This is a genomic window from Microbispora cellulosiformans (assembly GCF_008728085.1).
Lineage (GTDB): Bacteria > Actinomycetota > Actinomycetes > Streptosporangiales > Streptosporangiaceae > Microbispora > Microbispora amethystogenes.
In genome coordinates this window covers 799,969-822,187 of record NZ_VYTZ01000002.1, presented here as the reverse complement: position 1 = coordinate 822,187, position 22,219 = coordinate 799,969, and the positions used below count along the sequence as shown (strand labels likewise).

The 22,219-nt window shown below is 70.1% G+C and carries 15 protein-coding genes; 9 read left to right on the top strand and 6 right to left on the bottom strand.

Features of this window, described 5'->3' with window-relative positions; all coding sequences use genetic code 11:
- Positions 1 to 21: 21 nt before the first annotated feature.
- The gene (locus tag F5972_RS07680) at positions 22 to 1,140 is read right to left on the bottom strand and encodes a CaiB/BaiF CoA transferase family protein (protein WP_150932443.1); all 1,119 of its coding nucleotides are present in this window, start codon (positions 1,138 to 1,140) and stop codon (positions 22 to 24) included.
- A 235-nt stretch (positions 1,141 to 1,375) separates the two neighbouring features.
- On the opposite strand from F5972_RS07680, the gene F5972_RS07675 reads away from it, so the two are divergent.
- The gene (locus F5972_RS07675; RefSeq protein ID WP_150932441.1) at positions 1,376 to 2,746 is read left to right on the top strand and encodes an FAD-binding oxidoreductase; all 1,371 of its coding nucleotides are present in this window, start codon (positions 1,376 to 1,378) and stop codon (positions 2,744 to 2,746) included.
- A 29-nt stretch (positions 2,747 to 2,775) separates the two neighbouring features.
- Positions 2,776 to 4,032 carry a class I SAM-dependent methyltransferase gene (locus F5972_RS07670; RefSeq protein WP_150932439.1) on the top strand — a complete coding sequence of 419 codons (1,257 nt, stop codon included), beginning with the start codon at positions 2,776 to 2,778 and terminating at the stop codon, positions 4,030 to 4,032.
- A gap of 6 nt (positions 4,033 to 4,038) precedes the next feature.
- On the opposite strand, the gene F5972_RS07665 is transcribed toward F5972_RS07670, so the two are convergent.
- The gene (locus F5972_RS07665) at positions 4,039 to 5,574 is read right to left on the bottom strand and encodes a long-chain-fatty-acid--CoA ligase (protein WP_150932437.1); all 1,536 of its coding nucleotides are present in this window, start codon (positions 5,572 to 5,574) and stop codon (positions 4,039 to 4,041) included.
- 115 nt (positions 5,575 to 5,689) lie between these two features.
- Positions 5,690 to 6,124 carry a hypothetical protein gene (locus tag F5972_RS07660; RefSeq protein ID WP_225311248.1) on the bottom strand — a complete coding sequence of 145 codons (435 nt, stop codon included), beginning with the start codon at positions 6,122 to 6,124 and terminating at the stop codon, positions 5,690 to 5,692.
- A 98-nt stretch (positions 6,125 to 6,222) separates the two neighbouring features.
- Here F5972_RS07660 and F5972_RS07655 point away from each other — a divergent pair, with 98 nt between their 5' ends.
- Positions 6,223 to 7,206 carry a GlxA family transcriptional regulator gene (locus tag F5972_RS07655; RefSeq protein ID WP_225311247.1) on the top strand — a complete coding sequence of 328 codons (984 nt, stop codon included), beginning with the start codon at positions 6,223 to 6,225 and terminating at the stop codon, positions 7,204 to 7,206.
- Positions 7,207 to 7,268: 62 nt separating this feature from the next.
- Complete coding sequence (locus F5972_RS07650; RefSeq protein ID WP_150932435.1) at positions 7,269 to 8,543, top strand: cytochrome P450; 1,275 nt, start codon at positions 7,269 to 7,271, stop codon at positions 8,541 to 8,543.
- 30 nt (positions 8,544 to 8,573) lie between these two features.
- Here F5972_RS07650 and F5972_RS07645 read toward each other — a convergent pair whose 3' ends face one another.
- On the bottom strand, positions 8,574 to 9,866 hold the full coding sequence (locus tag F5972_RS07645) for a hypothetical protein (RefSeq protein WP_150932433.1): 1,293 nt from the start codon (positions 9,864 to 9,866) through the stop codon (positions 8,574 to 8,576).
- Positions 9,867 to 10,296: 430 nt separating this feature from the next.
- Between F5972_RS07645 and leuS the strand changes: the two genes are divergently transcribed.
- Both leuS and F5972_RS07635 read left to right on the top strand, forming a co-directional pair.
- Positions 10,297 to 12,759 (top strand): leucine--tRNA ligase, encoded by a 2,463-nt coding sequence (leuS, locus tag F5972_RS07640; protein ID WP_225311246.1) that lies wholly within the window; start codon positions 10,297 to 10,299, stop codon positions 12,757 to 12,759.
- 180 nt (positions 12,760 to 12,939) lie between these two features.
- Positions 12,940 to 14,598 (top strand): cellulase family glycosylhydrolase, encoded by a 1,659-nt coding sequence (locus F5972_RS07635; RefSeq protein ID WP_225311245.1) that lies wholly within the window; start codon positions 12,940 to 12,942, stop codon positions 14,596 to 14,598.
- Between the two features lie 9 nt (positions 14,599 to 14,607).
- Here the strand turns inward: F5972_RS07635 and F5972_RS07630 are convergent, their stop codons facing one another.
- Positions 14,608 to 15,705, bottom strand: a complete 1,098-nt coding sequence (locus F5972_RS07630; protein ID WP_225311244.1) for a MalY/PatB family protein — start codon at positions 15,703 to 15,705, stop codon at positions 14,608 to 14,610.
- Positions 15,706 to 15,786: 81 nt separating this feature from the next.
- The gene (gene lexA / locus F5972_RS07625) at positions 15,787 to 16,500 is read right to left on the bottom strand and encodes a transcriptional repressor LexA (protein ID WP_404803042.1); all 714 of its coding nucleotides are present in this window, start codon (positions 16,498 to 16,500) and stop codon (positions 15,787 to 15,789) included.
- A gap of 430 nt (positions 16,501 to 16,930) precedes the next feature.
- Here lexA and nrdR point away from each other — a divergent pair, with 430 nt between their 5' ends.
- The 3 genes from nrdR to F5972_RS07610 all read left to right on the top strand — a co-directional run bounded on the left by nrdR (position 16,931) and on the right by F5972_RS07610 (position 22,185).
- Positions 16,931 to 17,389 (top strand): transcriptional regulator NrdR, encoded by a 459-nt coding sequence (gene nrdR, locus F5972_RS07620; protein ID WP_111697938.1) that lies wholly within the window; start codon positions 16,931 to 16,933, stop codon positions 17,387 to 17,389.
- 109 nt (positions 17,390 to 17,498) lie between these two features.
- Complete coding sequence (locus tag F5972_RS07615; RefSeq protein ID WP_150932426.1) at positions 17,499 to 20,363, top strand: vitamin B12-dependent ribonucleotide reductase; 2,865 nt, start codon at positions 17,499 to 17,501, stop codon at positions 20,361 to 20,363.
- A 472-nt stretch (positions 20,364 to 20,835) separates the two neighbouring features.
- Entirely contained in the window at positions 20,836 to 22,185 is a 1,350-nt protein-coding gene (locus F5972_RS07610; protein ID WP_150932424.1) for a glycoside hydrolase family 30 protein, read from the top strand.
- Positions 22,186 to 22,219 lie beyond the last annotated feature (34 nt).

The following is a 22,219-nucleotide window of genomic DNA, read 5'->3' as shown; positions in this document are numbered from 1 at the left end:
TGATCAGGCCCGTCGTCCGGATCAGGCCAGGACGCCGGCGGCGCGCAGCGCCTCCGCCTCGCCGTCGGGCAGCCCCCACGCGCTCAGGTCGTGCAACCGGGTGGCGGGGGAGAGGTCGCCGTGCCCGGCGCCGGGCAGCCGGGGGGCGGGCGCGGCCTGCGGGACGCCGCCGACCTCCACGAACGTGCCGCGCGCCACGTTGTGCGGGTGCCCGGCGGCCTCGCGCGGGTCGAGCACCGGGACCACACAGGCGTCGGAGCCCTCGAAGACCGCCTCCCACTCGGCCCGCGTACGGGACCGGAACGCCTCGGCCAGCCGTTCGCGGATGACCGGCCAGTTGGCCCGGTCGTCGCGGCCGGGCAGGTCGCCGATGCCCATGCGGTCGAGCATCTCCGCCCAGAACCGCGGTTCCAGCGCGCCCACCGCGAGGAACCCGCCGTCGGCCGTCTCGTACGTGTCGTACATGGGGGCGCCGGTGTCGAGGAGATTGGTGCCGCGCGGACCCCACTGCCCGCCGTGCACCGCGCCGTGGAACATCGAGAACAGCAGCGCGGCGCCGTCGACCATCGCGGCGTCCACCACCCGGCCGCGGCCGGTCCGCTCCCGTTCGATCAGGGCCAGCAGCACGCCGTACGCGAGCATGAGCCCGCCGCCGGCGAAGTCGCCGAGGATGTTGATGGGCGGGGTGGGCTTGCCGCCCGCGCGGCCCAGCATCGACAGCACCCCCGCGATCGCGATGTAGTCGATGTCGTGCCCCGCGGTGTGGGCGAGGGGGCCGTCCTGGCCCCAGCCGGTCATCCGGCCGTACACGAGCCGCTCGTTGACGGCGTGCAGGTCGGCCGGCCCGATGCCGAGGCGCTCGGCGACGCCCGGGCGGAACACCTCGATCACCACGTCGGCCCGCTCCGCCAGCCGCCGGAACGCGGCCACGCCCTCGGGCGACTTCAGGTCGAGGCCGATGGTCCGCTTGCCGCGGTCCATCACCTCCCGCCGGGGCTCGTCGCCCACCGCGGCCACCCGGTCGACGCGCAGCACCTCGGCGCCGTGGTCGGCGAGCATCATCCCGGCGAACGGCCCCGGCGCGAGCCCGGCCAGCTCAAGCACCCGGATCCCCGTCAGCGGCCCCCGTGACGCATCCATGCGTTCCTCCTCACCACCCAGTGGAACACGCCCGTCGGCCCAGGTCCTGACGGTTTCCACAGTTACGGCAGGGGCGCGCGAGGCGAAGAACACGGGAAGGATACGATCTGTCCCGACGGGGTGTCGCGAGGCTACTCGATAGTTTTCGCGGGCGTAACGTGTCTACTCTGGTCTGCGTCCCCGTCCGGGGATAGCGTGCCAAGAGGCGATCACTACGATCCATGGGGGTGGTGTCATGCCAGAGCGCACGGCCAGTATGACCGCCCATATCAAGGCAGTCGAGCAGATCAGGGACTCCTACGCCGCCATCCCCGAAGACGCCGCTCCTCGGCTGGCGAAGGCCACGACGAACCTGTTCCGCTTCCGGGCGCCGGCCAAGACGGCGGCGCTGTCCGCCCGGGACCTGGACCAGGTCATCCACGTCGACCCGGTCACCATGACGGCCGAGGTCCAGGGCATGACGACGTACGAGAACCTGGTGGACGCCACGCTGCCGCACGGGCTCATGCCGTACGTCGTGCCGCAGCTGAAGACGATCACGCTCGGCGGCGCGGTCACCGGCCTCGGCATCGAGTCGAGCAGCTTCCGGGACGGCCTGCCGCACGAGTCGGTGGAGGAACTGGAGATCCTCACCGGCGACGGGCGGATCGTGGTGGCCCGGGCCGAGGGCGAGCACGCCGACCTGTTCCGGGCCTTCCCCAACTCCTACGGCACGCTCGGCTACGCCCTGCGCATCCGCATCAAGCTGGCCCGGGTCAAGCCGTACGTGAAGCTGACCCACATCCGCTTCGGCGACGCGGACAAGTGCATGCTCGCCATGCAGGAGATCTGCGAGAGCCGCGAGCACGACGGCGAGCCGATCGACTTCGTCGACGGCACGTTCTTCAGCCCTGACGAGCTGTACGTCACCGTCGGGTCGTTCTCCGACCGGGCGCCCTACACCTCCGACTACACCGGCATGCGGATCTACTACCAGTCGATCCGCAGCCGCGCCCGCGACTGGCTCACGGTCCGCGACTACCTGTGGCGCTGGGACACCGACTGGTTCTGGTGCTCGCGCGCCTTCGGGGTGCAGCAGCCGCTGGTCCGCTCGCTCCTGCCGCGCCGGTGGATGCGCTCGGACGTCTACCGCAGGCTCGTCGGCCTCGACCAGAGGTACGGGCTGACGGCCAGGATCGACCGCTGGCGGAACAACCCCGTGCACGAGTCGGTGATCCAGGACGTCGAGGTCCCGGTCGAGCGGGGCGCGGAGTTCCTTGAGGTCTTCCACCGCGAGGTCGGCATGACCCCGGTGTGGATGTGCCCGCTCAGGGCGACCGGCGAGTGGTCGCTCTATCCCCTCGAACCCGGCCGCCTGTACGTGAACTTCGGCTTCTGGGGGATGGTGCCGCTGCCGCGCGGCCAGTACGACGGGTATCACAACCGGCTGATCGAGCGTGCCGTGCACGCGCTCGACGGCCACAAGTCGCTGTACTCCACCTCCTTCTACGGTCGTGAGGAGTTCTGGCGGCTCTACAACGGGGACGCCTACTGGCCGGTCAAGAGTGCCTACGACCCGGGCGGCCGGCTGCTGGACCTGTACGACAAGTGCGTCAGGGCCAGGTAGGTGGGCGTCAAGACGTCGGGAGAGGTGCAATGACTCTTGCGGAGATCTTCGAGAAGATCGTCGGTCCTGACGCGGGCGTCGAGTTCGTCGCCTACGACGGCAGCAAGGCGGGATCCCTTGGTGCGGACGTCCGCGTCGAGGTGAAGAACCCGGCGGCGGTGGCCTACCTCGCGCAGGCGCCGGGAGAGCTGGGGCTCGCCCGCGCCTACATCGCGGGGCACATGGACGTGCACGGTGACATGTACACCCTGCTCGACCGGATGTGGTCGCTGACGCTCAACGACCTGCCGCTCGGCGAGAAGATCGCCGCCGTCCGCTCGCTCGGGCTCAAGCCGCTGCTGATGCGCCTCCCGCCGCCGCCGCAGGAGGCGCGGCAGAGCACGCTGGCGAAGCTCGGCAGCCGGCACGCCAAGCAGCGCGACGCCGAGGTGATCCACCACCACTACGACGTCTCCAACCGGTTCTACGAGTGGGTGCTCGGCCCGTCCATGGCGTACACCTGCGCGGTCTTCCCCCGGCCGGACGCGACGCTGGAGGAGGCGCAGCACACCAAGTTCGACCTGGTCGCCAGGAAGCTGGACCTCAAGCCCGGCATGCGGCTGCTCGACGTCGGCTGCGGCTGGGGCGGCATGGTCATGCACGCGGCCAAGGAGTACGGCGTGAAGGGCCTCGGCGTCACGCTGTCGCGCCAGCAGGCCGAGTACGCGCAGAAGGCCATCGCCGAGGCCGGGCTGTCGGAGCTCGCCGAGGTCCGTTTCATGGATTACCGCGACGTCGCGGAAACCGGTTTCGACCGGGTCAGCTCGATCGGCCTCACCGAGCACATCGGCAAGGACAACCTGCCGTCCTACTTCTCCTTCCTCTACGGCAAGCTCAAGCCGGGCGGGCGTCTCCTCAACCACTGCATCACCCGCCCGACCAGCACGGAGAAGACCCTGAACAAGGGCGGCTTCATCAACCGCTACGTCTTCCCCGACGGCGAGCTCGAGTCGGTCGGCCACCTGATCCGCCAGATGGAGGACATCGGCTACGAGGTCCGCCACGAGGAGAACCTGCGCGAGCACTACGCGCTGACCCTGCGCGAGTGGTGCAAGAACCTCGACGAGCACTGGGAGGAGGCCGTGGAGGAGGTCGGCCAGGGCACCGCCCGGGTCTGGCGGCTCTACATGGCCGGGTGCGTGGTCGGGTTCGAGCGCAACAAGGTGCAGCTCCACCAGGTGCTCGGCGTCCGGCTCGACGAGGGACGGTCGCATGTGCCGCTCCGCCCGTCCCTCGACTGGCCGTGACGGCGGCTACCGCAGCTCGCGCTTGAGGATCTTGCCGGTGGCGGTCATCGGCAGGGACTCGCGGAACTCCACGATCCGCGGGTACTTGTAGGCCGCCATCGTCTCCCTGCTCCACGCCACCAGTTCCTCCTCGGTGGTCGTGTCGCCGGGCGTCCGGATGACGTACGCCTTGACCTCCTCGCCGTGCGACTCGTGGGGCACCCCGACGACCGCGGCGAGCGAGACCGCCGGGTGGGTCATGAGGACCTCCTCGATCTCCCGGGGATAGACGTTGAACCCACCCCTGATGATCATGTCCTTGGCCCGGTCGACGATGAAGTAGTAGCCGTCCTCGTCGCGCCGGGCCATGTCGCCGGTGCGGAACCAGCCGTCCCGCATGACCTCCGCGGTCGCCTCGGGCCGGTTGTGGTAGCCCTTCATGATGTTGTGGCCGCGGACGGCGATCTCGCCGATGCCGTCCGCGTCGCCGACGGTGTTCCACTCGGGGTCCACCAGTTTCATCTCGACGCCCCAGACCGGGGTGCCGATCGAGCCGGCCTTGGCGGGGCGGCCCGGCTGGTTGAACGAGGCCACCGGCGAGGTCTCCGACAGGCCGTAGCCCTCCAGGATGTCCACCCCGAACGTCGCGCTGAAGTCCTTGAGCACCTCGACCGGCAGCGCGGACCCGCCGGAGGCCGCGGTGACCAGCGACGACGGCGCCGCGGCGGCCCCTGTGCGCACCGCGGTGAGCATCGCCCAGTACATCGTCGGCACCCCGGCGAACAGGGTGACCTCCTCCTGCTCCATCAGGGCGAGGGCCCCGGCCGGCTCGAAGCGCGGCATCAGCACGAGCGTGGCGCGGCGCCGGAACCCCGCGTTCATCAGCACGGTCTGCCCGAAGGAGTGGAACAGCGGCAGCGCCACGAGGTAGGCGTTCCGGTCCTGGCGCCGGAACATCTCGTCACTGATGACGGCGTTCATCACCATGTTCTGATGGGACAGTTCCGCGCCCTTGGGCTGCCCGGTGGTGCCGCTCGTGTAGAGGATGACCGCCGTGTCCTCCGGGGAGGTCTGCACGGTCTCGAACTCGCCCGGCATCCCGTCGAGCGCCGCCCACAGCGTCTCGCCGTACGCGGACTCGGTGGCGAACGGGGTGGCCGGCAGCACGACGAAGTGCTCGGCCCGGCCGGCCTCGGCGAACCCGGCCCGGCCGCGCTCGCCCAGCGGCAGTTCCGGCGTGCCCTCGAAGCAGAAGAACGCCTTGGCGTCGGAGTCGTCCAGGTGGTAGGCGATCTCCCTGGCCTGCAGCAGCACGTTCAGCGGGACCACGGTCGCGCCCGCCTTGAGGATCCCGTAGTACACGAACGGGAAGTACGGCAGGTTCGGGCAGGCGAGGGCGACCTTGTCGCCCCTGCCCACACCGCGGGCGGCGAGCAGGTTGGCGACCTGGTTGGCGATGGTGTTCACGAGTGAGTACGGCAGGCGGAGGTCTCCGAAGACGACCGCGGTGGCGTCGGGCGTGTCACGTGCGCTGTCCTCCAGCACGACGGCCAGGTTGAGCATCTGCCGCTCCTCTTTCTGTCGGACGCGTGGTCCATACCAACCGGTAGGTACCTCAGCGTAACGGCTGATTCGCCCGATTTTGAGTGCCCGGTCGGCAGCGTCGTCAGCGGTGTGGTCAGCAGTGGGCGTACTCGTCGCGCCGGTGAAGCATGGCCGCCAGCATCAGCGGGAACATCGCGACGTGCGCGAGGACCATCACGGTCATCCCGTCGATCAGGCCCAGCCACAGGAGCGGGAACAACGGCACGACCGGGACGAACATGGCGCCGCACATCTCCAGCGTCGCGGCCCAGGCGTGGCCGCGCACGCGCATCCACACGGCCATGCCCACCGACATGTCGAACGCCATCAGCAGGTAGGCGAGCTCGGGGTCGCGGGTGTGGGAGAGCTCGATCCCCAGAGCGGACCACAGCAGGCCGAGCGCGAACATCCCGGCGAACATCGCCACGACCATTTCGAGGTAGTGCAGGGCGAATCGTCTCCATCGCCGCGGGGCGGCCGGGTGGCTGGACGGGGTGCCGGTGTGCTGGGCGGGCGTCGTCTGTGTCATGGCTCGACTGTCCCGGCGGCCGGGGGCTCCGCGAAGTATCCGGCCGCCGAGAGGTCCGGAAACTTGGGATACCGGTCCCTGTGACGTACAGTCCGGGTGTGATCTCGCGGCGGGTGGTCGTGGTCGGGTACCACGCGGCGGAACTGCTGGACATCGCGTGCGTGACGTCGAGCCTCATCATGGCGAACGTCCAGGGCGCCGCGCCTCCGTACGAGGTGTGCCTGGTCACCCCGTCCGGACTGCCCATCACCTGTGGCAGCGGGCTGACGCTGCAGGCGCAGCAGGCCCTCGAACGCGTCACCGGGCCGCTGGACACGCTCGTGCTGTCCGGGGGGATCGGGCACGAGCTGGCCGCCGCCAACCGGGTGATCGTCGGGCACGTCCGCCGTCTGGCCCGGGAGAGCCGCCGCGTCGCCTCGGTGTGCACGGGCGCGGCGGTGCTGGCCGCCGCCGGGCTGCTCGACGGCCGGCGCGTCACCACGCACTGGGGGTACGCCTCCACGCTCGCCTCGCGCCACCCCGAGATCACCGTGGACGCCGCCCCGATCTTCATCCGGGACGGCAACGTCACCACGGCGGCGGGCGTCACCAGCGCACTGGACCTGACCCTCGCCTTCATCGAGGAGGACAACGGCTCCGCCCTGGCCCGGGAGGTGGCCCGCCATCTGGTGACCTATCTGCAGCGTCCCGGCAACCAGGCGCAGATGAGCATGTTCACCGAAGGCCCGCCCCCCGGCGACGACCTGGTCAGGCGGGTCGTCGACCACGTCACCGGCCACCTCGGCGCCGATCTGGGCACCGCCGCCCTCGCGGCCGCGGCGGGGGTGAGCGAGCGTCACCTGACCCGGCTGTTCCTCCGGCACCTCGGCCAGACGCCGGGCCGGTTCGTCCGCCGGGCCCGGGCCGAGGCCGCCGCCCATCTTCTGGCCACCACCTCGTTGCCGGTGGCCGCCGTCGCGGCCCGGTGCGGCTTCGGCACGGCCGAGACCCTCCGCCAGGCCTTCGTCGACCTGTACGGCATCCCGCCCTCGCGCTACCGGCAGGCGCAGGCCTCCGCCCTGCCGCAATCCTTCCGCTCCTGATCCCGGCGCTGTGGCAGACTGACCACCGAATGTCGTTCTGGTCTACGTCGAAGGGCGGGTCCATGACCACGTGGCCCACGGGGCGGGCGCCCATCACCTCCGTGCCGGACATCGACCTGTCGAGCTGGGACTTCTGGGCCCGGCCGGACGAGGAGCGGGAACACGCCTTCCGGCTGCTGCGCGACCTGGACACACCGGCCTTCTTCGCCGAGCCCGAGATCAACTTCGCCGGGACGCGCGGCCCCGGCTACCACGCGCTCGTCCGGCACGCCGACATCCTGGAGGCCAGCCGCACTCCCGAGATCTTCTGCTCCGGCGACGGCGGGGCGACCAACATCCCCGACCTGCCCGCGGAGTTCACCGAGTACTTCGGCTCAATGATCAACATGGACGACCCGCGGCACGCCCGCCTGCGGCGCATCGTCTCCCGGGCGTTCACCCCACGCATGATCAGGCAGTTCGAGGCCGACGTCGAGGCGGCGGCGTCCCGCATCGTGGACGACCTGCTGGAGACCGGGCCCGGCTGCGACTTCGTGACCGAGGTGGCCGCGAAGCTGCCACTGAAGATCATCTGCGACATGGCCGGAATCCCGGAGAAGGACTACGGCTTCGTCTTCGACCGGTCGAACGTCATCCTCGGTGCCACCGACCCCGAGTATGTCGGCGACCCGCAGGGCATCGCCCACGCGCTGCTCACCGCCGCGATGGAGCTGCAGCAGCTGGTGGAGGACCTCGCCGCGCACCGGACCGAGCGGCCCACCGGCGACCTCATCTCGTCGCTGGTCAACGCCAACATCGACGGGGAACGGCTGACCGCCCAGGAACTCGCCTCGTTCTTCATCCTGCTCGTCGTGGCGGGCAACGAGACGACCCGCAACGCCATCTCCTCCGGCATGCGCCTGCTCACCCTCAACCCCGGGCAGCGGCGGCTCTGGCTGGAGGACTTCGAGGGCCGCGCGCCGCGCGCCGTCGAGGAGATCGTCCGGCTGGCGGCGCCGGTCAACTACATGCGCCGCAAGGTCACCCGGGACCACGAGATGAACGGCACGCGCTACCGCGCGGGCGAGAAGGTGCTGCTGTTCTACTGGGCGGCCAACCGGGACGAGCGGGTGTTCGCCGACCCGCTGCGGTTCGACATCACGCGCGACCCCAACCCGCACGTCGGGTTCGGCGGCCCCGGCCCTCACTTCTGCCTCGGCGCCCACCTGGCCCGCCGCGAGATCACCGTGATGTTCCGCGAACTGCTGCGCCGGGTCCCCCGCATCGAGGCGGGCGAGCCGGAGCGCCTGCTGTCCAGCTTCATCAACGGCATCAAGCACATGCCCTGCACGTTCTGACGGCGCGTGTTCTGACGGCGGGGCGGGTCCTCAGCGGATCGGCTTGATCGAGCGGACCACCGTGTTGACGTCGGGCAGCAGGTCGTTCTTCAGCTCCGGCACCGCCATGTAGACGATCGTGGGAAGGTCCGCGCCGGTGTCGACGGCGGCGATCACGACCGTGGTGGAGCCGCCGTCGGCGGTCACCTTGTAGGAGGCCAGCAGACCGGTCATGCCGCCCCGCGACAGGCGCTGCTGCGCGGTCTTGGTGACCTTGTTGTCCTTGGGGAACTGCGTCAGCCGCGCGCGGTACATGACCGCGCTGAGGACGGAGCCCATCTTGTCGGGCGTGGTGTACTTCACCGCGAGCGACTGCGCCAGCGGCCCCGACATCACCACGGCGAACTCCCGCTTGCCCTTGGTGGTCATGCCGGCGGGCACGTACTGCCGGGTGGTGAAGCCGTACGTCGCCTTGGTCTGGGCGGGGTCGGTGTCCGCCTGCCAGGGGCCGCCGAGCCTCGGCAGCGTGATCCGGCCGGCGGTGTCGGTGAGCACGCCCTTCACCGGGGAGGCGGTGCCCTCGTAGACGGGCAGTTGCGGCACCTGTGCCTGTGGCTTGGCACTGGCGCGGGGCGCGGTGGCCGAGGGCTTGGGCGGGGTCGCCGCCTCGGCCGACCTGCCCGAGCTGAGCGGCCCGGCGCCGAACGCCCAGACCAGCACCGCCACCAGCACGGCCACGACCGAGGCCACCAGCGCGTACAGCCAGACCGGACGGCCGGGCCCGTCGTCCTCGTACTCGTCGATCGCCCGGTAGTTCTCCCCGAAGACCGTGTTCCACAGCTCCTGCTGCCGGTGCGCCGGAGGCGTCTTGGGCCCGCTGATCTGTCCCGCCGTCACGAACGGCCGGTACGGGTCGTCCGGCTGGGGCGGGGGCGGCGGAGCCGTCGACATGGGCGGCTGGGCGTGCGGGGGGACGGGCCGGGACGGCGGCGAGACGGGCTGGGAGGTCTCGGCGTACGACCGGACCGAGGGGGTGAACGGGGCGGCCGGGGTGGCGGGGCCGGCCGGGCCCGCGGGGGACCGCGGCGGCGGGCCGGGCTCGCCGAAGGCGGGGGTGGGCATGCGCGGGGCCGCGCCGGGCGGGGGGCCCGCCATGGTCGCCGCGTCCGTGTCGCGCGGCGCGCCCTCGACGAAGGAGCGCACAGTGGGCGTGAAGGAGGCCGGCGGAGGGATCTCGGGCCAGGCCGGGGGGACCTCCGGCCAGGCCGGCGCCCGCTGGGGCTCGCTGCGGTCCGAGGGCACGCTACCTCCCGAGATCATGCCCGAATTGGGGGTGCCTGGCATGATCTCATGGGAGCCGGGGGCTGCCGCAGCGAAACCGGAGAATGCCCCGCGGAACTGCTCACCGGTGGGGTCGGTGGGCGGGTCCTGCATCGGCAAGTCCGGAGGCGGGAAAGAGTTGGCCACGCAAGCACAGTAAGCGAGCGGACATAAGAGGTCACAACGGAACTATCACCATCGGGTATCGCACTTTGACACGCAAGGTCAGCCCCGGATGATCGGAACCGCGGCCACATGGGCGACTGCGCTACGCTTGACACGCGTGCCGCCACCCTGCACTGCGTCACCTGCACTGGGCCACCCCGTACTTGGGGCATCCGTCTCACAGCTCGGCGCGTGAGAGCGCGCAGGCGCGGGCCGCCCCGATCGTATGGCAGGGGTTGCCCGGGCGGGCGTCATCAACCCTGATTCTGCCGCCGGGCGAGGAGTGGAAGTGGACGAGCCGGTGTACGACCCGCAGGCGCTGCAGGCCAAGTGGCTGCCGCGGTGGGAGGAGTCGAACCCCTTCGCGGCGGTCGAGGACGCCGCGGACACCAGGCCGCGCAAGTACATGCTCGACATGTTCCCCTACCCCTCCGGCGACCTCCACATGGGACACGGCGAGGTCTTCGCGATCGGCGACGTCGTCGCGCGGTACTGGTTCCAGAAGGGCTACAACGTCCTGCACCCCATCGGGTGGGACTCCTTCGGCCTGCCCGCCGAGAACGCCGCGATCAAGCGCAACGCCCACCCGGCCGAGTGGACGTACGCGAACATCGAGACACAGGCGAACTCGTTCAAGCGGTACGCGATCTCCTTCGACTGGTCGCGCCGCCTGCACACCAGCGACCCGGAGTACTACCACTGGAACCAGTGGCTGTTCACCCGCTTCTACGAGCGGGGCCTGGCCTACCGCAAGGGCGGCCTGGTCAACTGGTGCCCTCAGGACCAGACCGTGCTGGCGAACGAGCAGGTCGTCGCGGGCAAGTGCGAGCGCTGCGGCGCCGACGTCGTCCGCCGCGAGCTGACCCAGTGGTACTTCAAGATCACTGACTACGCCGACCGCCTGCTCGACGACATGGCGCGGATCCAGGACGGCTGGCCCGAGCGTATCCTGACGATGCAGCGCAACTGGATCGGCCGCTCCACCGGCGCCGACGTCCGGTTCGAGATCGAGGGCCGCGACGAGCCGGTCACCGTCTACACCACCCGCCCCGACACGCTGTACGGCGCGACGTTCTTCGTCGTCGCGGCGGACGCCCCGCTGGCGGAGGAGATCGTCGCCCCCGAGCAGGCCGAGGCGCTGGCCGCCTACCGCGCCGAGGTCGCCAAGCTCTCCGACATCGAGCGGCTGTCCACCGAGAAGGAGAAGACCGGCGTCTTCCTGGGCGTCTACGCGGTCAACCCGGTCAGCGGGGAGCGCATCCCCGTCTGGGCCGCCGACTACGTGCTGTCCGACTACGGCCATGGCGCGATCATGGCGGTGCCCGCCCACGACCAGCGCGACCTCGACTTCGCGCGGAAATTCGGCCTGCCGGTGAAGGTCGTCGTGCACACCGGCCTGGCCGACCCGGGCGAGACCGGTGTCGCCACCCCCGGCGAGGGCACGCTGGTCAACTCCGGCCCCCTCGACGGGCTGACGAAGGCCGAGGCGATCCAGAAGATCATCGAGGTCCTGGAGGAGCGCGGCACCGGCAGGGCCGCGGTCAACTACCGCCTGCGCGACTGGCTGCTGTCGCGGCAGCGGTTCTGGGGCACGCCGATTCCGATCATCCACTGCCTGGACTGCGGCGAGGTCCCGGTGCCGGACGACCAGCTGCCGGTCACGCTGCCCGACCTGCGCGGCGCGGACCTCAAGCCGAAGGGCGTCTCGCCGCTGGCCGCCGCCACGGACTGGGTCAACGTCTCCTGCCCCAAGTGCGGCGGCTCCGCCCAGCGGGACACCGACACGATGGACACCTTCGTCGACTCGTCGTGGTACTTCCTGCGCTACTGCGACCCGGGCTACACCGACGGCCCCTTCGACGTGGAGAAGGTCGGCAAGTGGGGCCCGATCGACCAGTACGTCGGCGGCGTCGAGCACGCCGTGCTCCACCTGCTGTACGCGCGGTTCTTCACCAAGGTCCTGCACGACATGGGCATGGTGGACTTCGTCGAGCCCTTCGAGCGCCTGCTCAACCAGGGCCAAGTGATCAACCGGGGCAAGGCGATGTCGAAGTCGCTGGGCAACGGCGTGGACCTGGGCGAGCAGATCGACAACTACGGCGTGGACGCCGTCCGGCTGACGATGATCTTCGCCGGGCCGCCGGAGGACGACATCGACTGGGCCGACGTCTCGCCGGCCGCGTCGCAGAAGTTCCTGGCCCGCGCGTTCCGCGTGATGACGGAGGCCGGAGCGGCGTCCGCCCCCGGGACGGGCTTCTCCGGCGGCGACGTCGAACTGCGCAAGGTCACCCACCGGACCATCGACGAGGTCACCCGGCTCGTCGACGGCCACCGCTTCAACGTCGCGGTGGCCCGCATGATGGAGCTGACCTCGGCCGCCCGCAAGGCGATCGACGCCGGCCCCGGCGCCGCCGACCCCGCCGTCCGCGAGGCCGCCGAGACCCTGGCGGTCATGCTGTCGCTGGTCGCGCCGTACGTCGCGGAGGAGGGCTGGGAGCGGCTCGGCCACGCGCCGTCGGTCGCGAAGGCGGGCTGGCCGCAGGCCGACCCGGCGCTGCTGGTGCAGGAGTCGGTCACGGCCGTGGTCCAGGTGGCGGGCAAGGTCCGCGACCGGCTGGAGGTGTCCCCGGACATCTCCGAGGCCGACCTGGAGGCGCTGGCCCTGGAGTCGGAGAAGGTCAGGGCGTACCTGGACGGCGCGCCGCGCAAGGTCATCGTGCGGGCGCCGAAGCTCGTCAACATCGTCCCGTGAGCGGACGTTGACGATCGGGCAGCTGTCCGGACAAAATTACGCCCGAGCCACAAAACCACTCATACAGATGAGGCGTGCGGTCAGGGCATGCCGCGACCACCACCGCTCCGGCGGTGGTCTGGGGTGCGCGCCTGACCGTACGGCTCACCGGTGGCGTGCGCCCCGCGTGGGAGGCACGTCTTGTACAGACGCATTCTCGGCGGGCTGGCGACCGCCGTCGCGATGGCGGCGACCGTGCTCGTCGCCACCGGTTCACCGGCGAACGCGGCCGGCACGGGCACCGGCTACCTGCACACCAGCGGGAACAAGATCGTCGACAGCACCGGCGCCACCGTCCGGCTGACCGGCATCAACTGGTTCGGCATGGAGACCGACAACAAGACCTTCCACGGGCTGTGGGCCAGCAACCCGTGGAGGAGCCAGCTCGACCTCATGGCGAACCTGGGCTACAACACGATCCGGGTGCCGTTCTCCGACGACGCGCTGAAGCCGGGCGCGCAGGCGACGAGCGTCAACACCGCATCCAACCCCGATCTCATCGGCCTGTCCCCGCTGCAGATCCTCGACAAGGTCGTGGACTACGCGGGCCAGAAGGGCATGCGGATCATCCTCGACCGGCACCGGCCGACCAGCGCGGGTCAGACGGCGCTGTGGTACACCTCGACCGTGCCGGAGTCGACCTGGCTCGCCGACTGGAAGTCGCTGGCCCAGCACTACGCCGGCAACACCACGGTCATCGGGGCCGACCTGCACAACGAGCCGCACGCCGACGGCACCAACCCGAACGCTACCGGCTCCTGCTGGGGCTGCGGCGACCAGGCGCGCGACTGGCGGCTCGCGGCCGAGCGGGCGGGCAACGCGATCCTCTCCGTCCAGCCCAACTGGCTGATCTTCGTGGAGGGCGTGAGCTGCCCGAGCGGCGGCCTGTCCAACGTCTGGGACAACGACACCAGCAACGACGAGGACTGCGGCTGGTGGGGCGGCAACCTCACCAAGGCCGGGCAGTTCCCCGTCCGGCTGAACGTCGCCAACCGGCTCGTCTACTCGCCGCACGAGTACGCCACGTCGGTCTACCACCAGCCGTGGTTCGACGACCCGACGTACCCGGCGAACATGCCGGCCATCTGGGACAAGTACTTCGGCTACATCTACAAGCAGAACATCGCGCCGATCATGGTGGGCGAGTTCGGCACCACGCTGGCCAGCAACACCGACAAGATCTGGCTCCAGGAGCTCATGAAGTACCTGGGCACCGGCGTGAACGGCATGTCCTTCACCTACTGGTCGTGGAACCCCAACTCGGGTGACACGGGCGGCATTCTGAAGGACGACTGGGCCACCGTCGACCAGGCCAAGCAGAGCATCATCTCGCCGTACCTGATCCCGCCGGTGGGCGGCAATCCGCAGTCGCCCTCGGCCTCTCCGTCGGTGTCCCCGTCGGTGTCCCCGTCGGCGTCCCCCTCGGCCTCTCCGTCGGCGTCCCCGTCGGCGTCCCCATCAGCGTCACCGTCCGCGTCCCCCAGCGGGAACGGGGGCAAGTCCTGCACCGCCACCTACAAGGTCGTCAACCAGTACAGCGGCGGCTTCCAGGGTGAGGTCACGGTGAAGGCGGGCGGCTCCGCCATCTCGGGCTGGACCGTGAAGTGGGCCTTCCCGAACGGGCAGAGCATCAGCCAGCTCTGGAACGGCACGCTCAGCGCGAGCGGATCCAACGTCACGGTGACGAACATGTCCTACAACGGCGCGCTCGGCGCCGGGGCGTCCACGGCGTTCGGGTTCAACGCGAGCTGGTCCGGCACCAACGGCGTGCCGTCGCAGGTCACCTGCACGGCGAGCTGAGCGAGCGGATCACTTCAGCGCGGCGGCGATCCTGGCCAGGATCTCCTCCAGGATCGGCGCCGACGTCGCGAAGTTGAGGCGGGCGAACGTGTCGCCGCCTCCGTAGTTGGGGCCCGGGTTGAGCCTGACCCGGGCCTCCCGCTCGACGAAGGAGGCGGCGTCGGGGATGCCGAAGTCGAGCCATGCGAGATAGGTGGCCTCGGGCAGGCGGTACCCCACCCCGGCCGGGAGCCGCTCGGCGACGAGCCGGCGGTTGCGGTCCAGGATCGCCAGCACCTCCTCCAGCCACGTGTGGCCGTGCCGCCACGCGGCCACCGTGGCCTCCACGCCGAGGACGCTCGGCGCGCCGTAGAGGTGCGCGGGCTGACGGCCGAGCGCGTCCCTGACGTCCCTGGCGCCCAGATGGGCCACCGAGCAGCGCAGCCCGCCCATGTTGAACGCCTTGCTGGCGGAGGTCAGCGTGACCGTCCGCTCGGGCAGGATCGTGGCGAACGGGATGTGCCGGGCCGGGGCGTACGTCAGGTCGGCGTGGATCTCGTCCGCGATCACCAGCGTGCCGTGCCGGTCGGCGTACGCGGCGAGCCCCTCCAGCTCCTCCCGGGTGAACGACCGGCCCGACGGATTCTGCGGGTTCACCAGAAGGAGCACGCGTACGGGCTCGGCGGGGACCTCGAACCGGCCCTCGGCCGTCAGCGGCATCGGCACCAGGCGGCGGCCCATCCCGGTGACGGTGACGAGGAAGGGGTCGTAGGCCGGGACGTGCAGCGCCACGGCGTCGCCGGGCTCGGTCATGAGGTGCAGCAGCACCTGGAGAGCCTGGTTGATGTCGGTGTAGGACCGCACGTGCGCGGGATCGGCCCGCCAGCCGTACCTCGCCTCCATCCGCTCGGCGAAGGCCTCCGCCAGCAGCCCGGCGGTCGGCTGGTCCAGCCACGCGGGGTAACCGAGATCCGTGGCCGCGCGGCGCGCGACGGCCTCCCGGACCGCCTCGGGCACGGGAAAGTCCATGTCGGCGACCCAGGCGGGGATGACACCGGGCGCGGCCAGGGCCCACTTGATCCCGTCACGGGCGCGGGCGGCCTCCAGGGAGAGCGAGTCGAGTTTCACGGGACTCACCCTAATCGCCAGATATCGGTCATCCGGAGAGTGATCATGCCGGCGTCCCGCGGCGGGACGCCGGCACAGGATCTACAGCTTGCGCAGGACGGCCGTGACCTTGCCGAGCACGGTGGCCTCGTCGCCGGGGATCGGCTCGTAGTTCGGGTTGTGCGGCACCAGCCACACGTGCCCGTCCTTGCGCTTGAACGTCTTCACGGTGGCCTCGCCGTCGATCATCGCCGCGACGATGTCGCCGTTGTCGGCGACCGGCTGCTGCCGCACCACGACCCAGTCCCCGTCGGCGATGGCGGCCTCGATCATCGAGTCGCCGGAGACCTGGAGCAGGAACAGCGTGCCCTCGCCGACAAGCTGCTTGGGCAGCGCGAACACGTCCTCGATGCTCTGCTCGGCGAGAATGGGGCCACCGGCGGCGATGCGGCCGACCAGCGGCACGTACGCCGCGGTGGGCCGGTTGAAGCCGGTCTCCTCCTCGGCGGCGTCCGGGTCGACCCACAGGACCGGCTCGCCGGGGAGCCTGACCTCCAGCGCCCGGGGGCGGTGCGGGTCCCGGCGGAGGTAGCCCTTACGCTGGAGCGCCGTGAGCTGGTGCGACACGCTGGAGGTGCTGGTCAGCTGGACGGCCTCCCCGATCTCCCGCATGGACGGCGGATAGCCGCGCTGCTGGACCGAGTCGCGGATCACCTCGAGGATCTTCCGCTGCCTGGGGGTGAGGCCAAGCGAGTCGCGCCGACGAACCGCGAGGTCGCCGACGCCATTCGCCTGCTCACTTCGGTCACTCACGATGCCACCTCTCAATCCGTGTTCCTCATGTCGCACAGAGCGACCGTACCGCGATTCAAGATCACCGTCAAACAATTGTTCGATATCCAGCGAAATCGCCGATCTCGCCGTTCTCCTCATCGTACGGGAGTTCGATCGATCCCGTGTTCGATTTACCCGATCTTCCTGGCCGGTCGTACGCCCAGCTCAGAAGGAATGGAGAAATCCCGGCGCGAAAATGCCGTACGGCCTATTCCCCCGCGCCCGGGGCAGGGGATGCGCCTGGGGCGCGTGGGGCGACACGCGCGGCGAACAGGAACTTCCCCCGCCACGGCCGGTTCGACTTGCGTTCAAGGACGGGCACTTCTACCGTTGGACCCCAACATCTAGTAGTCACAGCGGTGTAAGTTCACTACACCTTGTGTTCGGGATGTGCGTTCAGGGAGGCGATGAAGTGCACTGTCCGTTCTGTCGCCACCCGGACACACGGGTCGTGGACAGCCGCGCAGCCGAAGACGGGGCGGCCATCCGCCGCCGCCGCACCTGCCCCGAATGCGGGCGCAGGTTCACCACTCAGGAGACCGTGCTGCTCATGGTGAGCAAACGCAGCGGGGTCACCGAGCCGTTCTCCCGGGAGAAGGTCGTCGCGGGCGTACGGCGGGCCTGTCAGGGGCGCCCGGTCGGCGAGGACTCCCTCGCCCAGCTCGGGCAGCGCGTGGAGGAGACCATCCGGGCCACCGGCGCCGCGGAGATCGCCTCGCACGAAGTGGGGCTGGCCATCCTGGGCCCGCTCCGCGACCTGGACGAGGTGGCGTACCTGCGGTTCGCGTCGGTCTACCGGAGCTTCGAGACGCTGGCGGACTTCGAAGCCGAGATCGAGCGGCTCAGGGCGGCCCACGGCGGCGGGGAGTAGCCGCCGGGCCGGCGGGCGGGGCGAGGAGCGAGCCGTGCGGCGCGACGATGAGGGTGTAACGAGCGTGGTCGGAAAGAGGGGCTCCATCGGGCCCCGGGAGGGGGAAGTCATGACGGAGACCGTGAGCGGCACAGAGGCGGGTGCGGGAGGCCGGGGAGCGAGGCGTCCGCGCAAGGGCCTGAAGATGAAGCGCATCTTCACCACCCCGGGCGTCCACCCGTACGACGAGGTCCGCTGGGAGCGGCGCGACGTCGTGATGACCAACTGGCGCGACGGCTCGGTCAACTTCGAGCAGCACGGCGTGGAGTTCCCGGCCTTCTGGTCGGTCAACGCCGCCAACATCGTGACCACCAAGTACTTCCGGGGTGCGGTGGGCACCCCGCAGCGCGAGTCGAGCCTGCGGCAGCTCGTCGACCGGGTGGTGGGCGTCTACACCCGGACCGGCGTCGAGAACGGCTACTTCGCCTCCGAGGAGGACGCGGAGATCTTCGACCACGAGCTCAAGCACGCGCTGATCCACCAGACCTTCAGCTTCAACTCCCCGGTCTGGTTCAACGTCGGCACCCGCTCCCCCCAGCAGGTCAGCGCGTGTTTCATCCTCGCGGTGGACGACACGATGGAGTCGATCCTCGACTGGTACAAGGAAGAGGGTGTGATCTTCAAGGGCGGCTCGGGCTCGGGGGTCAACCTCTCCCGGATCCGCTCGTCCAAGGAGCTGCTGTCCAGCGGCGGCACGGCGAGCGGCCCGGTCTCGTTCATGCGCGGCGCCGACGCCTCCGCCGGGACCATCAAGTCGGGCGGCGCCACCCGCAGGGCGGCGAAGATGGTCGTCCTCGACGTGGACCACCCCGACATCGAGGAGTTCATCGAGACCAAGGCGCGCGAGGAGGACAAGGTCCGCGCGCTGCGCGACGCCGGGTTCGACATGGACCTCGGCGGCAAGGACATCGTGTCCGTCCAGTACCAGAACGCCAACAACTCGGTCCGCGTCTCGGACGAGTTCATGCGCGCCGTGGAGGCCGGATCGAACTTCGGCCTGCGGGCCCGGCTGACGGGCGAGGTCATCGAGGAGGTGGAGTCCCGGTCGCTGTTCCGCAAGATGGCGCAGGCGGCCTGGGAGTGCGCCGACCCCGGCGTGCAGTACGACGACACGATCAACGACTGGCACACCTGCCCGGAGACCGGGCGCATCACGGCGAGCAACCCCTGCTCGGAGTACGTCCACCTGGACAACTCCTCCTGCAACCTCGCCTCGATCAACCTGCTGAAGTTCCTGCGCGACGACGACAGCTTCGACGTCGCGACCTTCGTGAAGATCACCGAGCTGATCATCACGGCGATGGACATCTCCATCACCTTCGCCGACTTCCCGACGCAGAAGATCGCCGAGACCACCCGGGCGTACCGGCAGCTCGGCATCGGCTACGCCAACCTGGGCGCGCTGCTGATGGCGACCGGCCACGCGTACGACTCCGACGGCGGCCGGGCGATCGCCGCGGGCATCACCTCGCTCATGACCGCCGTGTCCTACCGCCGCTCGGCCGAGCTCGCCGGGATCGTCGGCCCGTACGACGGCTACCAGCGCAACGCGGAGCCGCACAAGCGGGTCATGCGCAAGCACGCCGCGGCCAACGACGACCTGCGCACGCTCGACGACATGGACAAGGCCCTGCACGCCGAGGCCACCCGGCAGTGGCAGGAGTGCCTCCGCACCGGGGAGAAGAACGGCTACCGGAACGCGCAGGCCTCGCTGCTGGCGCCCACGGGAACCATCGGGCTGATGATGGACTGCGACACCACCGGCATCGAGCCCGACCTGGCGCTGGTGAAGTTCAAGAAGCTCGTCGGCGGCGGCTCGATGCAGATCGTCAACCAGACGATCCCGCGGGCGCTGCGCCAGCTTGGCTACCTGGAGGAGCAGGTCGAGGCGATCGTCGAGTACATCGCCGAGCACGGTCACGTCGTGGACGCTCCCGGCCTGCGGCAGGAGCACTACGAGGTGTTCGACTGCGCGATGGGGGAGCGGGCCATCGCCCCGATGGGCCACGTCCGGATGATGGCGGCGGTCCAGCCGTTCCTGTCCGGCGCGATCTCCAAGACCGTGAACCTGCCCGAGTCGGCCACGGTGGACGACATCGAGCAGGTCTACCTGGAGGGCTGGCGGCTCGGCCTCAAGGCGCTGGCCGTCTACCGCGACAACTGCAAGGTCGGCCAGCCGCTGTCGATCGCGAAGAAGACCTCCGAGGAGGCGCCCGCCGCGGAGGTCGCCGAGAAGGAGCCGGTCGTCCAGGTCGTGGAGGTCGCGCGCCCGACCCGGCGGCGGATGCCGAACCAGCGGCCCAGCACCACCACCCGCTTCACGGTGGGCGGGGCCAAGGGCTACATGACCGCCTCGTCCTACCCCGACGACGGCGTGGGCGAGGTCTTCCTCAAGATGTCCAAGCAGGGCAGCACGCTCGCGGGGGTGATGGACGCCTTCTCGGTGGCGATCTCGATCGGCCTCCAGTACGGCGTGCCGCTGGACACGTATGTGCAGAAGTTCGTCAACATGCGGTTCGAGCCCGCCGGGATGACCGACGACCCGGACGTCCGGATGGCGCAGTCCGTGATGGACTACATCTTCCGGCGGCTCGCGCTCGACTACCTGCCGTACGAGGACAGGGCGGCCCTCGGCATCTTCTCCGCCTCGGAGCGGGCCGCGCAGCAGCGTGGCGAGGACCCGGGCGCGATCCAGGACGTCGACACCGCCGCGCTGGCGCAGTCGGCGCCCATCGAGAAGCGTGCCGACGCGCCGGTCGAGGGGGTGGCGCAGCCGGCGGCGGCGCCCGAGCCGCGCCGGTCCGGGGCCTCCCTGGAGAGCCACCAGGGCCGTACGGCGGACGCGCCGCTGTGCCTGACCTGCGGCACGAAGATGCGCCCGGCCGGAAGCTGCTACGTCTGCGAGGGCTGCGGCAGCACCAGCGGCTGCAGCTGACCTCGGGTCACACCCCGTGAGGGAAGGGGGCCGGCGGACTCGCCGGTCCCCTTCCTCGCGTGAGATGACCGCAGGGACGGATGCCATCGAAAGTTTCGATCACGATGCGATAGTTTCCGCTTCGAACTGTGAACGGATCATCGGTGCCCGTCGAGTGCCGTGCGTGCGTCGTTCAGTACCGCACGGCCGGGAGGAGCGCCCTCCACAGGCCCGCCACCAAGGCGTTGAACAGGGGAGACGGGCCCGAATCGCGGGTGCTCCTCTCCTGGCACGATGAACCGAAATTTTCGGAATTGTTCCTGATATATTGAGTCAAATCTTTCGGCGTGTTATCTCTGTGAGTGTTCCGATCCGGTGTCGCCCTCGGCATGAGCCCCCACCGACCGCTCAGCGCCGCGCCGCGGCCACGCGACGCCGGCCCTGTCCCGAGGTGCCTTCATGGGCGCACAAACCCCTCGACACCGGAGTAGCCATGCGTAAACACGCCCTCGCGGCCGCACTGCTCGTCGCTCCACTGATCGGGCAGGCACAGCCGGCGGCCGCGTCGACGGTCACCATCGACATCGACAACAGCGTGAAATACCAGAAGATCGACGGGTTCGGCGTCTCCACCGCGTTCCGGCGGAACGAGCTGATCAAGGCCCTGCCGGAGGACAAGCAGCAGGAGATCCTCGATCTGTGGTTCAGCCGTGAGAAGGGGGCCGGGCTCAGCATTCTCCGGCTCGGCATCGGAGCGAGGCCGGCGGGCAGCCCGTACGACCAGATGGTCTCGATCCAGCCGGACGACCCGGGCGGCCCGACGGCGCCACCCAGGTACGTCTGGGACGGTGACGACAACAGCCAGGTCTGGATGGCCAGGGCCGCCCAGAGGTACGGGGTGAACCGCTTCTTCGCCGACGCGTGGAGCGCGCCCGGCTACATGAAGGACAACGGCGACGCGAGGAACGGCGGCACGCTGCTGCCGGAGTGGCAGCGGGCGTACGCGAACTATCTCGTGCAGTACACGAAGTTCTACGCGCGGGAAGGCATCAGGATCACCGACCTGGGCTTCACGAACGAGCCCGACTGGACGGCCGGCTACGAATCCATGCGCTTCACCCCCGAGGAGGCCGCCCGGTTCGTCAAGGTGCTCGGCCCGGTCGCCAGGGCCGCGGGCGTGAACATGGTGTGCTGCGACTCGTTCGGCTGGGACCAGGCCAAGACGTACACGCAGGCGATCGAGGCCGACCCCGAGGCCGCCCGCTGGGTGAGGGTGCACAGCGGACACTCCTACGCCAGCCCCCCGACCTCCCCGCTGCCGACGGACCGCAACACCTGGATGTCGGAGTGGGGCCCCGGCGGCAGCACGTGGGACGAGAAGTGGGACGACGGCAGCGGCCAGGACGGCATGACGGTCGCGCAGGCCGTCAACGACGCGCTGACGCTCGGCGACGTGTCCGGCTACATCTACTGGCTGGGGGCTTCGAGCGGGGCCACCAGGGCGTTCATCCGCATCGACACCACGACGAAGACCTACCAGGTGTCGAAGCGGCTGTGGGCGATGGCCGCCTACAGCAGGTTCATCAGGCCCGGCGCGGTGCGGCTCGGGGCGACGGCCTCCGACCCCGGCCTGAAGGTCTCCGCGTTCCGCAACGCCGACGGTTCCCGCGTCGTCGAGATCCTCAACACGGGCACGGAGCCCGTCACCTGGGACAAGATCAAGGGCCATGGCCGGGCCAGGGCCTACCTGACCGACGAGAACAACGCCGTGGCCCCCATCCCTCTGCGGGACAAGGGCGTGACGATCGCACCACGCGCCCTGACGACGATCGTCCTCGGCTAAGTAGCCCCGCGTCGGTGCGGCTCGCCTCCGCCGG